The following is a 15,457-nucleotide window of genomic DNA, read 5'->3' as shown; positions in this document are numbered from 1 at the left end:
GTTAAAGCACAATGTAAAGAAAGGAAAAAGGCCGCATTGCGGCCTTTTATCTGAGGTAAGAGCATGTCACTTTCTTTGCCCACTTAGCGTGGCAGAGAAATTTTGCTCTCTTTAGAGGGGCGATACAGCACCAGCGTTTTGCCGATCACCTGTACGTTGCTGGCACCGGTCTCACGCACGATAGCCTCAACGATCAGCTGTTTCGTTTCACGATCTTCCGAGGCAATTTTTACCTTGATCAGTTCGTGATGCGACAGAGCCTGCTCGATTTCGGCCAGCACGCCTTCAGTCAGGCCATTGCCACCCAGCATAACCACTGGCTTGAGCGGATGGGCGAGGCCCTTGAGGTGCTGTTTTTGTTTGGTACTTAGATTCATCGTAGTTTTTTACTTACTCAGGGATTGAAAACGGTTCATTCTACCGCCATCTCGGGTATATCACCAAATCGACGCAACCCATTGCGTGCAGGTTTATCGCTACGATGACGATTTAGTTGGAAATATTATGACGGGTAAAAAGCGTTCGGCCAGCTCCGGCCGCTGGCTTCAGGAACACTTTAGCGATAAATATGTGCTCCAGGCGCATAAAAAAGGGTTGCGTTCGCGCGCCTGGTTTAAACTTGATGAAATACAACAGGGTGACAAGCTTTTCAAACCCGGCATGACCGTGGTAGATCTGGGTGCTGCACCCGGAGGCTGGTCGCAATATGTGGTACAGCAAATTGGGAACAAAGGGCGAGTCATTGCCTGTGATATCCTGCCAATGGATCCGATAGTCGGTGTCGATTTCCTTCAGGGCGATTTTCGTGAAGAATCGGTGGTCAATGCGCTGCTTGAACGCGTTGGCGATCAAAAAGTTCAGGTTGTCATGTCCGATATGGCGCCGAATATGAGTGGTACACCTGCCGTAGATATTCCCCGGTCGATGTATTTAGTCGAGCTGGCGCTGGAGATGTGTCGGGATATCCTGGCACCTGGCGGCAGTTTTGTAGTGAAAGTGTTTCAGGGAGATGGCTTCGATGAATACCTGCGGGAAATTCGCTCCCTGTTTACGAAAGTGAAAATTCGTAAGCCGGACGCTTCACGTTCACGTTCACGTGAAGTGTATATTGTGGCGACTGGGCGCAAACTATAACCAAATTGCTGGAGAAGTCCGCAGTTTTGCTGCGATTCCATGTATGCGGGATCTATAGTACCCTACGCTATCTGTTAACACCGTTGTAATATGAGGTTAATCCCTTGAGTGACATGGCGAAAAACCTGATTCTCTGGTTAGTCATCGCGGTCGTGCTGATGTCAGTATTCCAGAGCTTTGGGCCCAGCGAGTCGAATGGCCGTCGGGTTGATTATTCAACCTTCCTGTCGGAAGTGAACCAGGATCAGGTCCGCGAGGCACGTATTAACGGGCGTGAAATTAACGTCGTTAAAAAAGACAGCAATAAATACACGACCTACATTCCTGTCAACGATCCCAAGTTGCTCGATAACCTCTTGACCAAAAACGTCAAAGTGGTTGGCGAACCGCCGGAAGAACCAAGCCTGCTGGCTTCAATCTTCATTTCGTGGTTCCCGATGTTGCTGCTGATCGGTGTGTGGATCTTCTTTATGCGTCAGATGCAGGGCGGCGGCGGTAAGGGCGCGATGTCCTTCGGCAAGAGCAAAGCCCGCATGTTGACGGAAGACCAGATTAAAACCACTTTCGCCGACGTAGCAGGTTGTGACGAAGCGAAAGATGAAGTTGCTGAACTGGTGGAATATCTGCGTGAGCCGAGCCGTTTCCAGAAGCTGGGCGGTAAGATTCCAAAAGGCGTTCTGATGGTGGGGCCACCGGGTACCGGTAAAACCTTGCTGGCAAAAGCGATTGCCGGCGAAGCGAAGGTGCCTTTCTTTACCATCTCCGGTTCTGACTTTGTGGAAATGTTTGTCGGTGTCGGTGCATCCCGTGTGCGTGACATGTTCGAACAGGCCAAAAAAGCGGCTCCGTGCATCATCTTTATCGATGAGATCGACGCAGTCGGTCGTCAGCGTGGCGCCGGTTTAGGCGGTGGACATGACGAACGTGAGCAGACGCTGAACCAGATGCTGGTTGAGATGGATGGTTTCGAAGGTAACGAAGGTATTATTGTTATCGCCGCAACTAACCGTCCTGACGTACTGGACCCTGCGCTGCTGCGTCCAGGTCGCTTTGACCGTCAGGTTGTTGTTGGCCTGCCAGATGTTCGCGGTCGTGAGCAGATCCTGAAAGTGCATATGCGTCGTGTGCCGCTGGCAACTGATGTTGATGCAGCAATCATTGCACGTGGTACGCCAGGCTTCTCGGGTGCCGATCTGGCCAACCTTGTTAACGAAGCAGCGCTGTTCGCGGCCCGTTCAAACAAGCGTGTGGTTTCGATGGTAGAGTTCGAGAAAGCGAAAGACAAAATCATGATGGGTGCGGAACGTCGCTCCATGGTGATGACGGAATCGCAGAAAGAGTCAACTGCCTACCACGAAGCAGGCCACGCCATTATTGGTCGCCTGGTGCCAGAGCATGACCCGGTTCATAAAGTAACGATTATCCCGCGCGGTCGCGCACTGGGTGTGACCTTCTTCCTGCCTGAAGGCGACGCGATCAGCGCCAGCCGTCAGAAACTGGAAAGCCAGATCTCAACGCTTTACGGCGGTCGTCTGGCAGAAGAGATCATCTACGGTGCAGAACGTGTTTCTACCGGTGCGTCCAACGATATTAAAGTTGCGACCAATCTGGCGCGTAACATGGTGACGCAGTGGGGCTTCTCTGAAAAACTGGGTCCGTTGCTCTATGCAGAAGAAGAGGGTGAAGTGTTCCTCGGACGTTCTGTCGCGAAAGCGAAACATATGTCTGATGAAACGGCCCGCATCATCGACCAGGAAGTTAAGCACCTGATCGACAGCAACTACCAGCGTGCTCGTCAGATTCTGGGTGAGAACATGGACATCCTTCACGCGATGAAAGACGCGCTGATGAAGTATGAAACCATTGATGCACCGCAGATCGACGACCTGATGGCGCGCCGCGAAGTGCGTCCGCCAGCGGGCTGGGAAGATCCAGGCAGCAACTCAGACAGCAACGGTACGCCAAAGGCGCCACGCCCGGTTGATGAACCGCGTACGCCAAACCCAGGCAATACCATGTCAGAGCAGTACAACAAATAAGACGCAACATCGTCAGACAAAACCCCGGCTGGTCCGGGGTTTTTTACATCCAGATATTGATCAGCAAGGAGTTTCCGCCATGAAGTTGTTCGCCCGTGATTCCCATCTCGATTTATCTTTTCCACATGTGATGGGCATTCTTAACGTCACGCCGGACTCCTTTTCAGATGGTGGAAAGCATAACGCGCTGGTTGATGCGCTGACGCATACCAATGAGATGGTCAATGCAGGCGCAACCATCATCGATGTGGGTGGGGAATCAACCCGTCCTGGCGCGGATGAAGTGAGTGTGGAGGAGGAGCTGGAGCGGGTGATTCCGGTCATCGATGCCATTGCCCAGCGTTTCGAAGTCTGGATTTCAGTGGACACCTCTAAAGCTGACGTCATCCGGGAAGCCGCGCGAGTAGGTGCTCACATCATAAACGACGTGCGTTCGCTTTCTGAACCCGGAGCACTGGAAGCCGCCGCCTCGACCGGGCTGCCCGTCTGTTTAATGCATATGCAGGGCGAACCGCGCACCATGCAGCAGGCACCGGTTTACGAAAATATTTTAAGCGAAGTGGACACTTACTTCGCTCAGCAGATAGCGCGCTGCGAAGCGGCGGGCATTAAAAAAGAGCGTCTGATACTCGACCCGGGCTTCGGTTTCGGTAAAAATCTCAGCCACAATTATGAACTGCTGGCTCATCTTGGCGATTTTCACCACTTCGGCCTGCCGCTGTTAGTGGGGATGTCGCGTAAATCGATGATTGGCCAGCTGTTAAACGTCGGCCCGTCACAGCGTTTAACCGGCAGCCTGAGTTGCGCGGTGATTGCTGCTATGCAGGGCGCGCAGATTATTCGCGCCCATGATGTAAAAGAGACGGCTGAAGCGATGCGCGTGGTCGAAGCGACCCGAAGAGCAAAAGGAGTATCATGAGTAATCGTAAATATTTCGGTACAGACGGCATTCGTGGCAAAGTCGGTGAAGCACCCATCACCCCCGATTTCGTCCTGAAGCTGGGCTGGGCCGCAGGTAAAGTGCTGGCGCGCCACGGTTCAAAGAAGATCATCATCGGTAAAGATACCCGTATCTCTGGTTATATGCTGGAGTCCGCGCTGGAAGCCGGTCTCGCTGCAGCAGGCCTGACGGCCGCCTTTACCGGCCCGATGCCGACACCAGCCATCGCCTATCTGACCCGTACCTTCCGCGCAGAGGCGGGCATTGTGATTTCAGCGTCACATAACCCGTTTGACGACAACGGGATTAAATTCTTCTCGTCCGAGGGCACCAAACTGCCCGATGACGTCGAAGAGGCGATTGAGCTGGAGATGGAAAAGCCGATTACCTGCGTTGAATCAGCGCAGTTAGGCCGCGCCAGCCGCATCGTCGATGCAGCAGGGCGTTACATTGAGTTCTGCAAAGGGACGTTCCCCAGCGAACTGAATCTGAATGGCCTGAAAATTGTGGTCGACTGCGCCAATGGCGCCACCTACCACATTGCGCCGAATGTATTGCGTGAACTGGGCGCGACGGTGATTGCTATCGGTGTCCAGCCAGACGGCATGAACATCAACAAAGAGTGCGGTGCCACCGATCTCAAACTGCTGCAGCAGCGCGTGCTGGCGGAGAAGGCCGATATCGGCCTGGCCTACGACGGTGACGGCGATCGCATCATGATGATTGACCATCTGGGTGACAAAGTTGATGGCGACCAGATCCTCTACATCATTGCGCGTGAAGCCCTGCGTCAGGGACAGTTACGCGGCGGCGTGGTGGGTACGCTGATGAGTAACATGGGGCTGGAGTTAGCGCTGAAACAGCTTGGCATTCCGTTTACCCGTGCCAAAGTCGGTGACCGTTATGTACTGGAGAAGATGCAGGAGAAGGGCTGGCGTCTCGGTGCAGAGAACTCCGGTCATGTGATCCTGCTGGATAAAACCACAACCGGTGACGGTATCGTTGCAAGTTTGCAAGTGCTCACTGCGATGGTGCGTAACCATATGAGCCTGCACGATCTCTGTAGTGGCATGAAAATGCTGCCGCAGGTTCTGGTTAACGTACGCTTTGCGGGCGAACATGATCCGCTTCAGAGTGACGCGGTGAAAGCTGTCACGGCCGAAGTGGAAAAAGCGCTGGCGGGTCGCGGACGCGTTCTGCTGCGTAAATCAGGTACTGAGCCATTGATTCGTGTCATGGTCGAAGGCGAAAATGAGGCGCAGGTCACCGAACTGGCGAATCGCATCGCCGACCAGGTCAAGGCCGTTTAAAACCGTAACAGGCGGTCTGCAGGGTGCTGAACTGCCTGTAAAATCACCGGGATGGCGTTTTTTTCTGCAAACAGTAGGGGTAGTAAAAATTGCACTTGCAGAGATATGCGCCTTTGGTTAGTATTCACACCCGCTTCTGATGGGTGATGACGAGACTCCCCATCAATACTGGTTGAAGCTTTAACTGTACGATTACCGTGCAAGGAACAGGATGATATGTACCAAGCTCTTTTAGTAGTTTTCCTTATTGTAGCTATCGCCCTCGTGGGTATGATCATGCTGCAGCAAGGCAAAGGCGCTGATATGGGAGCCTCATTCGGTGCAGGCGCATCCGGTACGGTGTTTGGTTCTTCGGGTTCAGGTAATTTCATGACTCGTACAACCGGCATCTTAGCAGCGCTGTTTTTCATCATCAGCCTGATTCTGGGTAATCTGAACAGCAATAAAGCGTCTAAAGGAAGCGAGTGGGAAAATCTTTCTGCGCCGGCGCAGTCTTCTCAACAGACTGAAAAGCCAGCTCAACCGGTAACGCCGGGCAGCGATATTCCTAAGTAAGGTCGTCAGCACAACGAATCGTTGTGATCAGTGTAGTGCCGTGGTGGTGGAATTGGTAGACACGCTACCTTGAGGTGGTAGTGCCCGATTGGGCTTACGGGTTCAAGTCCCGTCCTCGGTACCAAATAGCAGTATCCCTTGCATTTTATGCAGGTCTGGCGTATTATTCGCCACGTTTTCGGACGCGGGGTGGAGCAGCCTGGTAGCTCGTCGGGCTCATAACCCGAAGGTCGTCGGTTCAAATCCGGCCCCCGCAACCAATTTTCCCTTTGAGTTCTTTTTCAAATATACTGTATGCATCGACGGACGCATTCACGGTTATTTTTTGAAAGAAAATTCTTTGGATGGAGTCCGGGCCGCATTGCGGCATACAGGGTCCAGTGATTAAAAGCCCCGAATATTCGGGGTTTTTTGTTATTAGCGAATCGTAATACTGGGCTATAGGCCCTTTTTTTATGTCTTGGGGGTGGGCTTGTCCACATTAGAGCAAAAATTGACAGAGTTGGTATCGGCTCCCGTAGAAGCGCTGGGTTACGAACTGGTTGGAATTGAATTCGTTCGTAGTCGCACATCTATCCTGCGCATCTATATTGATAGTGAAGATGGCATCAATGTCGATGATTGCGCCGATGTCAGCCACCAGGTAAGTGCGGTAATGGATGTTGAAGATCCCATTACGGTCCCTTACAACCTAGAAGTCTCTTCACCGGGACTCGATCGTCCTCTGTTCACTGCAGAACACTACACCCGCTTTATGGGTGAAGAAGTGAGTCTGGTGTTGCGTATGGCCGTGCAGAACCGCCGTAAATGGCAGGGAACCATTAAGTCAGTTGATGGCGAGATGATCACGGTGCACGTTGAGGGTAGCGATGAAGTGTTCGCACTGAGTAATATTCAGAAAGCGAACCTGGTCCCCCACTTTTAAAAGTCCGGATTGAGGCTAACCAGGATGAACAAAGAGATCTTAGCTGTTGTAGAAGCCGTTTCTAACGAAAAAGCCCTGCCGCGTGAGAAAATCTTCGAAGCGCTGGAGAGCGCGCTGGCGACTGCGACCAAGAAAAAGTATGAGCAGGAAATTGAGGTACGCGTCAGCATTGATCGCCGCAGTGGCGATTTCGATACTTTCCGCCGCTGGGAAATCGTAGAAGAGGTGACACAGCCGACGCGCGAGATCACGCTGGATGCGGCCCGCTTCGAAGATGAAGCATTCAATCTGGGCGAATATGTCGAAGATCAGATTGAATCGGTCACCTTTGACCGTATCACCACTCAGACCGCTAAGCAGGTTATCGTGCAAAAAGTGCGCGAAGCTGAGCGCGCAATGGTGGTTGATCAGTTCCGTGAGCAGGAAGGCGAAATTATCACGGGCGTGGTGAAGAAAGTTAACCGCGACAACATCTCCCTCGACTTAGGCAGCAATGCCGAAGCGGTGATTCTGCGCGAAGATATGCTGCCGCGTGAAAACTTCCGTCCAGGCGACCGTATTCGTGGCGTACTCTACTCTGTACGTCCGGAAGCGCGTGGCGCGCAACTGTTCGTGACGCGTTCTAAACCAGAAATGCTGATTGAACTGTTCCGCATCGAGGTGCCAGAAATTGGCGAAGAACTGATTGAAATTAAAGCCGCTGCCCGTGATCCGGGTTCGCGCGCTAAAATTGCAGTCAAAACCAACGACAAACGTATTGATCCGGTGGGTGCCTGTGTGGGCATGCGCGGCGCGCGTGTTCAGGCAGTTTCCAGTGAACTGGGCGGCGAGCGTATCGATATCGTGCTGTGGGACGATAACCCGGCGCAGTTTGTTATTAACGCCATGGCTCCGGCCGATGTGGCGTCAATCGTGGTTGATGAAGATAACCACACCATGGATATCGCCGTAGAAGCTGGCAATCTGGCTCAGGCGATCGGCCGTAACGGCCAAAACGTGCGTCTCGCTTCACAGCTGAGTGGCTGGGAGCTGAACGTGATGACCGTCGATGATCTGCAGGCTAAGCATCAGGCTGAAGCACATGCAGCGATCGATATGTTCACTAAACATCTCGACATCGACGAAGAGTTCGCCACCGTACTGGTGGAAGAGGGCTTCTCCTCGCTGGAAGAGCTGGCATACGTGCCAATCAACGAGCTGCTGGAAGTCGACGGCCTCGACGAAGAGACCATTGAAGCCCTGCGTGAACGAGCAAAAAATGCGTTAACCACCCTGGCACTGGCGAAAGAAGAGAGTCTTGGAAATCAGGAGCCCGCTGAGGATCTTCTGAATCTTGAAGGCCTCGATCGTGCGCTGGCGTTCCGCCTGGCGTCGAAAGGCGTTTGCACGCTGGAAGATCTCGCTGAGCAAGGTGTTGACGATCTGACGGATATTGAAGGCATGTCTGATGAACAAGCCGGCGCGCTGATTATGGCCGCACGTAATATCTGCTGGTTCGGCGATGACGCGTAATAACAGGAAGGAACAGCATGACAGATGTAACCGTAAAATCGCTGGCCGCAGAAATTCAGACTCCGGTCGATCGCCTGGTACAGCAATTTGCTGATGCGGGGATCCCTAAGTCTGAAAATGACGCGGTGACCCAGCAAGAGAAAGAAACCTTACTATCTCATCTGAACCGTGAACACGGTCAGGTCGGTTCAGCTAAGCTGACGCTGCAGCGTAAAACGCGCAGCACCTTGAATATTCCAGGCACCGGGGGTAAAAGTAAGTCGGTGCAAATTGAAGTCCGCAAAAAGCGTACCTATGTGAAGGGTGATGCAGAGGCTGAGCAAGCTCAGGCAGAAGCTGAAGCCGAGGCGCAGCGTGAAGCGGAAGAGCAGGCGCAACGCGAGGCTGAAGAAAAAGCCCGTCGCGAAGCTGAACAGAAAGCGCAACGTGAAGCCGAAGATAAAGCCAGGCGCGAAGCCGCTGACAAGGCCAAACGTGCAGCAGCGGAAAATGAAAAAGTGACAAATCAACCTACCGACGAAGTGACCAGGGCTGCGCAATCAGACAAAGCCCGTCGCGAAGCTGAAGCTGCCGAACTGAAGCGTAAAGCTGAAGAAGAAGCCCGCCGTAAGCTTGAAGAGGCTGCCCGCCTCGTAGCAGAAGAAGCCCGCCGTCTGGCTGAAGAGAAATCAGCTGAATGGGAAAAACCGGAAGAAGAGGATAAAGGCGACTATCACGTCACCACTTCGACCCATGCCCGTCAGGCGGAAGATGAAAACGACCGTCAGGTTGAAGCAGGTCGTGCGCGTGCGCGTACTACTGCTAAAGCTGCGCGTCCGGCGAAAAAAGGCAACAAACACTCTGAAGCCAAAACTGACCGTGAAGAAGCGCGTGCGCAGGTTCGTGGTGGTAAAGGCGGCAAGCATCGCAAACCTAGCGCACTGCAGCAGGGCTTCAACAAGCCAGCGCAGGCCGTTAACCGCGATGTTGTGATTGGCGAAACTATCACCGTAGCCGAACTGGCTAACAAAATGGCGGTGAAAGGTTCTCTGGTCATTAAAGCGATGATGAGAATGGGCGCCATGGCGACCATCAACCAGGTCATCGACCAGGAAACTGCACAGCTCGTTGCCGAAGAGATGGGCCACAAAGTGACCCTGCGTCGTGAGAACGAGCTGGAAGAAGCGGTAATGGACGATCGTGATACTGATGCTGCGCAGGAGTCTCGTGCTCCGGTTGTCACCATCATGGGCCACGTCGACCACGGTAAAACGTCCCTGCTGGACTATATCCGTTCCACTAAAATCGCCTCTGGCGAAGCGGGCGGTATTACTCAGCACATCGGTGCTTACCACGTTGAAACCGACAACGGTATGGTTACCTTCCTGGATACCCCGGGCCACGCCGCGTTTACCGCGATGCGTGCACGTGGTGCGCAGGCGACCGATATCGTTATCCTGGTGGTTGCAGCAGACGATGGCGTGATGCCACAGACTGTCGAAGCTATTCAGCACGCCAAAGCCGCTAAAGTGCCGGTTGTGGTTGCAGTGAACAAGTGCGATAAGCCAGAAGCGGATCCGGATCGTGTTAAAAACGAACTGACTCAGTACGGTATCATTCCGGAAGAGTGGGGCGGCGAAAACATGTTCGTTAATGTCTCTGCGAAAGCGGGTACCGGCATTGATGACCTGTTAAACGCTATCCTGCTGCAGGCGGAAGTGCTGGAACTGACCGCTATCCGTGAAGGTATGGCGAGCGGCGTGGTGATCGAATCGTTCCTCGACAAAGGTCGTGGTCCGGTTGCCACCGTGCTGGTACGTGAAGGTACGCTGAACAAAGGCGACATCGTTCTTTGTGGTTTCGAATATGGCCGCGTTCGTGCAATGCGTGACGAACTGGGTCGCGAAGTCATGGAAGCGGGTCCATCTATCCCGGTTGAGATTCTGGGCCTGTCCGGCGTGCCGGCTGCGGGTGATGAAGCGACCGTGGTACGTGACGAGAAGAAAGCACGTGAAGTTGCGCTCTATCGTCAGGGCAAATTCCGCGAAGTTAAACTGGCTCGCCAGCAGAAATCTAAGCTCGAGAACATGTTTGCTAACATGACCGAAGGCGAAGTGTCTGAACTGAACATCGTTCTGAAAGCTGACGTTCAGGGTTCTGTGGAAGCAATCTCCGACTCCCTGCAGAAACTCTCCACCGACGAAGTGAAGGTGAAGATTGTGGGTTCAGGCGTGGGCGGGATTACCGAAACCGATGCGACCCTGGCTGCTGCCTCTAACGCCATCCTCCTTGGCTTCAACGTTCGTGCCGATGCCTCTGCGCGTCGCGTCATTGACGCAGAAAGCCTGGATCTGCGCTACTACTCTGTCATCTATAACCTGATTGACGAAGTTAAAGCGGCGATGAGCGGCATGCTGGCACCAGAGTACAAACAGCAGATCATCGGTCTGGCTGCGGTGCGCGATGTGTTCAAATCACCGAAGTTTGGCGCGATTGCCGGTTGTATGGTGACGGAAGGTAACATCAAGCGTCACAATCCAATCCGTGTCCTGCGCGACAACGTGGTAATTTACGAAGGCGAGCTGGAATCTCTGCGTCGCTTTAAAGATGACGTCAACGAAGTGCGTAACGGCATGGAGTGCGGTATCGGCGTGAAGAACTACAACGACGTTCGCGTTGGCGATATGATCGAAGTGTTTGAAATCATCGAAATTAAACGCACCATCGAGTAATAGACTGCTGATGTGTTGCAATTTGGGAGGCCTCTGGCCTCCCGAATTATTTGGGAGAAATAATGATGGCGAAAGAATTTGGTCGCCCGCAGCGCGTTTCACAAGAGCTGCAAAAAGAGATTGCGATGATCCTGCAGCGTGAGATCAAAGATCCACGTCTTGGCATGATGGTCACCGTATCAGGCGTTGAAGTCTCACGCGATCTCGCTTACGCAAAAGTGTTCGTGACTTTCCTCAATGACAAAGATGAAGAAGCGATTAAACATGGCCTGAAAGCGCTGAAAGAAGCGTCAGGTTATATCCGCATTCTGCTGGGCAAAGCGATGCGTCTGCGTATCGTGCCTGAGCTGACTTTCTTCTACGACAACTCGTTAGTCGAAGGGATGCGCATGTCCAATCTCGTCACCAGCGTCGTGAAGAACGATACTGAACGCCGTGGTCCGGACGCCACTGGCGATGACGAGGAGGCGTAATGAGTCGTCCGCGTCGTCGCGGTCGCGACGTCCATGGCGTGTTGTTGCTGGATAAGCCACAAGGCGTCTCGTCAAATGATGTCCTGCAGAAAGTGAAGCGTATCTTTAACGCGAATCGCGCAGGACATACCGGCGCGCTGGATCCTCTGGCTACCGGCATGTTGCCGATCTGCCTGGGTGAAGCGACTAAGTTTTCGCAGTATCTGCTCGATTCCGACAAACGCTATCGCGTGATTGCCCGACTGGGCGAGCGGACCGACACGTCAGACGCCGATGGCAACATCGTGCAGACGCGTCCGGTCAGCTTCAGTCAGGCCGATCTGGACAGTGCTCTGGAGAGCTTCCGTGGCGAAACGCTGCAGGTGCCTTCGATGTTTTCGGCACTGAAGCATCAGGGACGCCCGCTGTATGAATATGCGCGTCAGGGCATTGAGATTGCGCGTGAACCGCGTCCGATCACTGTCTATGAACTGCAATTTATTCGCTGGCAGGATAACGAGCTGGAGCTGGAAATTCACTGCTCCAAAGGCACCTATATCCGCACCATCATCGATGACCTGGGCGAAAAGCTGGGATGCGGTGCGCACGTGATTATGCTGCGTCGCGTTCAGGTTGCCCGTTATCCGTATGAAAGGATGGTGACGCTGGAACAGCTCAACACCCTGCTGACGGAAGCCACAGAAGCCGGCATTCCACTGGAAACGCAGCTCGATCCGCTGTTGTTGCCAATGGACAGCCCCGCCTCTGATTTCCCTGAAGTGAATATCCCGCCTGCCGTGGCAGATTTCTTCCGCCAGGGACAGCCGGTACAGGCCAGCAATGCGCCTGCCCAGGGGCTGGTAAGGGTATCGGAAGGCGAAGCGCGTAAGTTTATCGGTATGGCAGAAATTGCCGACGATGGCCGGCTTGCGCCACGTCGTTTAGTGGTTGAGTATCAGGATTGAGCCAGGCGTTCACTTTTCGCTGATGGGGCATTTGCGTTGCTATCGGGCGCAGAGTAGAATAGCGCGGCTTTAAAGCGGGATGCTGAATTAGAGATCGGCACCCATACATTCATTTATTACTGGAGTTTATTATGTCTCTAAGCGTAGAAGCTAAAGCAGAGATCGTTGCTAAATATGGCCGTGGTGCTAACGACAGCGGTTCAACTGAAGTTCAGGTTGCCCTGTTGACCGCGCAGATTACCCATCTGCAGGGTCACTTCTCTGAGCACAAAAAAGACCACCACAGTCGCCGCGGTCTGCTGCGCATGGTATCTCAGCGTCGTAAGCTGCTGGACTACCTGAAGCGTAAAGACGTTGCACGCTACAGCAGCCTGATCGAAAGTCTCGGTCTGCGTCGCTAAGTCTGAAGAATCTGATCGTCGGGGCATTATGCGGGCTTTTGCACTCTGTGCAGCTTACGATCGGATTTGTGCGAGTTTCGTGAAGAGGGGGCCTTTATGGCCCCTTTTTTCGAGCAATCGGCAGCAATCCGGACCAAACTGATGTATTGTTGCTTAGTGTGATCTTTAGTTTGCAGAATTTCGCGCGGCTAATGAGAGGCTTTACCGCAGGGGCGGTCGAGGGTTGTCATTAGTCGCGAGGATGCAACTGAAGATTGGTAATCAATGGCGGGCTACAGATAGCCATGCCCCGAAGTTAAGGACTTTGATTTTGCTGAATCCGATCGTACGCAAATTCCAATATGGTCAACATACCGTCACGCTGGAAACCGGCATGATGGCTCGCCAGGCGACAGCCGCTGTTATGGTGAGCATGGACGATACTGCAGTATTCGTCACTGTAGTAGGTCAGAAAAAATCTAAACCAGGTCAGGATTTCTTCCCACTGACCGTGAACTATCAGGAGCGTACTTACGCTGCTGGTCGTATCCCAGGCAGCTTCTTCCGTCGTGAAGGCCGTCCAAGCGAAGGCGAAACCCTGATTTCGCGTCTGATTGACCGCCCGATTCGTCCGCTGTTCCCGGAAGGTTTTGTTAACGAAGTTCAGGTTATCGCCACTGTTGTCTCTGTGAACCCACAGGTTCATCCGGACATCGTTGCCATGATCGGTGCTTCTGCTGCACTGGCGCTTTCTGGTCTGCCGTTCAATGGTCCAATTGGTTCTGCGCGTGTTGGTTACATCAACGATCAATATGTCCTGAACCCAACCGCAGATGAGCTGAAACAGTCTCGTCTGGATCTGGTGGTTGCCGGTACGCAGAATGCCGTTCTGATGGTTGAATCTGAAGCTGAGATCCTGTCAGAAGAGCAGATGCTGGGTGCCGTGGTCTTTGGTCACGACCAGCAGCAGATCGTTATCGAAAACATCAATGCCCTGGTTGCTGAAGCGGGCAAACCACGCTGGGACTGGCAGCCAGAAGCGGCCAATACCGCACTGATTTCTCGCGTTGCTGCCCTGGCAGAAGCGCGCATCAGCGATGCTTACCGCATCACTGACAAGCAGGAGCGTTACACCCAGGTTGGCGTCATTAAAGACGAAACCATCGCTGCGCTGCTGGCTGAAGATGAAACGCTGGATGGCTCAGAAATCGGCGACATCGTGCATAGCCTTGAAAAAACCGTCGTTCGTACTCGCATCCTGAATGGCGAGCCACGCATTGATGGTCGTGAAAAAGATATGATCCGTGGTCTGGATGTGCGTACTGGCGTATTGCCACGTACACACGGTTCATCACTGTTCACTCGTGGTGAGACGCAGGCACTGGTTACTGCAACGCTGGGTACGACCCGCGATGCGCAGAATCTTGATGAGCTGATGGGCGAACGTACCGACAGCTTCCTGTTCCATTACAACTTCCCTCCATACTCTGTCGGCGAAACCGGCATGGTAGGTTCGCCGAAGCGTCGTGAGATTGGTCACGGTCGTCTGGCGAAGCGCGGCGTGTTAGCGGTAATGCCTAAAGCGGAAGATTTCCCTTACACCATTCGTGTTGTTTCTGAAATCACCGAATCTAACGGCTCTTCTTCAATGGCCTCTGTCTGCGGTGCCTCACTGGCGCTGATGGATGCAGGTGTGCCAATCAAAGCCGCCGTTGCCGGTATTGCAATGGGTCTGGTGAAAGAAGATGAGAAGTTTGTTGTTCTGTCTGACATCCTGGGCGATGAAGATCACCTGGGCGACATGGACTTCAAAGTAGCCGGTAGCCGTGAAGGTATCACCGCGCTGCAGATGGACATCAAAATCGAAGGCATCACGCGTGAAATCATGCAGGAAGCGCTGAACCAGGCCCGGGGTGCACGTCTGCACATTCTGGGCGTTATGGAACAGGCTATCAGCACGCCGCGTACTGAGATTTCTGAATTCGCACCACGCATTTACACCATCAAAATCAGCTCTGACAAGATCAAAGATGTGATCGGTAAAGGCGGCTCAGTGATTCGTGCACTGACCGAAGAGACCGGCACAACGATTGAAATTGAAGATGACGGCACCGTGAAAATCGCTGCGACCGATGGTCTGAAAGCGAAAGAAGCGATTCGTCGTATCGAAGAGATTACCGCAGAGATCGAAGTGGGCCGCGTTTACAGTGGTAAAGTGACCCGTATCGTTGACTTCGGCGCCTTCGTTGCAATCGGCGGCGGTAAAGAAGGTCTGGTTCACATTTCACAAATCGCTGATAAGCGCGTTGAGAAAGTGACCGACTATCTGCAGATGGGTCAGGAAGTACCGGTTAAGGTGATGGAAGTTGATCGCCAGGGCCGTGTACGTCTGAGCATCAAAGAAGCGACAGAATCTAAGCCGCAGGCTGAAGAAGCTGGCGCGGTGACCACGCCTGACGCTGCTGAATAAGTCGTTGCTGATTTGCCCCTCTCTGCCTGGCAGAGAGGGGCGTTTGTATCATCGCGAGGGCGGG

Annotated in this window: 13 protein-coding genes and 2 tRNA genes; 14 read left to right on the top strand and 1 reads right to left on the bottom strand. The window is 53.3% G+C overall.

What is annotated here, in order from left to right:
- Positions 1 to 83: 83 nt before the first annotated feature.
- The gene (yhbY, locus tag LC417_RS10205; RefSeq protein WP_010251809.1) at positions 84 to 377 is read right to left on the bottom strand and encodes a ribosome assembly RNA-binding protein YhbY; all 294 of its coding nucleotides are present in this window, start codon (positions 375 to 377) and stop codon (positions 84 to 86) included.
- 127 nt (positions 378 to 504) lie between these two features.
- On the opposite strand from yhbY, the gene rlmE reads away from it, so the two are divergent.
- The 14 genes from rlmE (at position 505) to pnp (ending at position 15,393) form a co-directional block, all read left to right on the top strand.
- Positions 505 to 1,134, top strand: a complete 630-nt coding sequence (gene rlmE / locus LC417_RS10200; protein ID WP_010251807.1) for a 23S rRNA (uridine(2552)-2'-O)-methyltransferase RlmE — start codon at positions 505 to 507, stop codon at positions 1,132 to 1,134.
- A gap of 113 nt (positions 1,135 to 1,247) precedes the next feature.
- Positions 1,248 to 3,173, top strand: coding sequence for an ATP-dependent zinc metalloprotease FtsH (ftsH, locus tag LC417_RS10195; protein WP_010251805.1), 1,926 nt, complete (start codon positions 1,248 to 1,250; stop codon positions 3,171 to 3,173).
- Positions 3,174 to 3,252: 79 nt separating this feature from the next.
- Positions 3,253 to 4,092: a dihydropteroate synthase gene (gene folP, locus LC417_RS10190; RefSeq protein ID WP_010671999.1), complete on the top strand. Its 840-nt coding sequence runs from the start codon at positions 3,253 to 3,255 to the stop codon at positions 4,090 to 4,092.
- A complete protein-coding gene (gene glmM / locus LC417_RS10185) occupies positions 4,089 to 5,423 on the top strand; it encodes a phosphoglucosamine mutase (RefSeq protein ID WP_010251799.1) in 1,335 nt (444 codons plus the stop codon). Before folP ends, glmM begins: the two co-directional genes overlap by 4 nt.
- Positions 5,424 to 5,639: 216 nt before the next feature.
- On the top strand, positions 5,640 to 5,978 hold the full coding sequence (secG, locus tag LC417_RS10180) for a preprotein translocase subunit SecG (protein ID WP_223565802.1): 339 nt from the start codon (positions 5,640 to 5,642) through the stop codon (positions 5,976 to 5,978).
- Positions 5,979 to 6,015: 37 nt separating this feature from the next.
- Positions 6,016 to 6,102 (top strand) — tRNA-Leu (locus LC417_RS10175).
- A 59-nt stretch (positions 6,103 to 6,161) separates the two neighbouring features.
- Positions 6,162 to 6,238: transfer RNA gene (locus tag LC417_RS10170), tRNA-Met, on the top strand.
- A 212-nt stretch (positions 6,239 to 6,450) separates the two neighbouring features.
- On the top strand, positions 6,451 to 6,903 hold the full coding sequence (gene rimP, locus LC417_RS10165) for a ribosome maturation factor RimP (RefSeq protein WP_010251795.1): 453 nt from the start codon (positions 6,451 to 6,453) through the stop codon (positions 6,901 to 6,903).
- A 24-nt stretch (positions 6,904 to 6,927) separates the two neighbouring features.
- Positions 6,928 to 8,415, top strand: coding sequence for a transcription termination factor NusA (nusA, locus tag LC417_RS10160; RefSeq protein WP_010251792.1), 1,488 nt, complete (start codon positions 6,928 to 6,930; stop codon positions 8,413 to 8,415).
- A 17-nt stretch (positions 8,416 to 8,432) separates the two neighbouring features.
- A complete protein-coding gene (gene infB / locus LC417_RS10155) occupies positions 8,433 to 11,126 on the top strand; it encodes a translation initiation factor IF-2 (protein ID WP_010251789.1) in 2,694 nt (897 codons plus the stop codon).
- 65 nt (positions 11,127 to 11,191) lie between these two features.
- Positions 11,192 to 11,599, top strand: coding sequence for a 30S ribosome-binding factor RbfA (gene rbfA, locus LC417_RS10150; RefSeq protein ID WP_010251785.1), 408 nt, complete (start codon positions 11,192 to 11,194; stop codon positions 11,597 to 11,599).
- The gene (truB, locus tag LC417_RS10145; protein ID WP_010251781.1) at positions 11,599 to 12,543 is read left to right on the top strand and encodes a tRNA pseudouridine(55) synthase TruB; all 945 of its coding nucleotides are present in this window, start codon (positions 11,599 to 11,601) and stop codon (positions 12,541 to 12,543) included. The genes rbfA and truB overlap by 1 nt, the downstream gene beginning before the upstream one ends.
- A gap of 131 nt (positions 12,544 to 12,674) precedes the next feature.
- Positions 12,675 to 12,944, top strand: coding sequence for a 30S ribosomal protein S15 (gene rpsO / locus LC417_RS10140; protein ID WP_003851063.1), 270 nt, complete (start codon positions 12,675 to 12,677; stop codon positions 12,942 to 12,944).
- Positions 12,945 to 13,254: 310 nt separating this feature from the next.
- Positions 13,255 to 15,393, top strand: coding sequence for a polyribonucleotide nucleotidyltransferase (pnp, locus tag LC417_RS10135; protein ID WP_187515180.1), 2,139 nt, complete (start codon positions 13,255 to 13,257; stop codon positions 15,391 to 15,393).
- Positions 15,394 to 15,457: the final 64 nt, after the last annotated feature.

Source organism: Pantoea sp. OVA07A (assembly GCF_019969975.1).
Classification (GTDB): Bacteria; Pseudomonadota; Gammaproteobacteria; order Enterobacterales; family Enterobacteriaceae; genus Pantoea; species Pantoea agglomerans.
The sequence above is the reverse complement of the archived record's forward strand: the minus strand, read 5'-3'. Positions and strand labels throughout refer to the sequence as shown.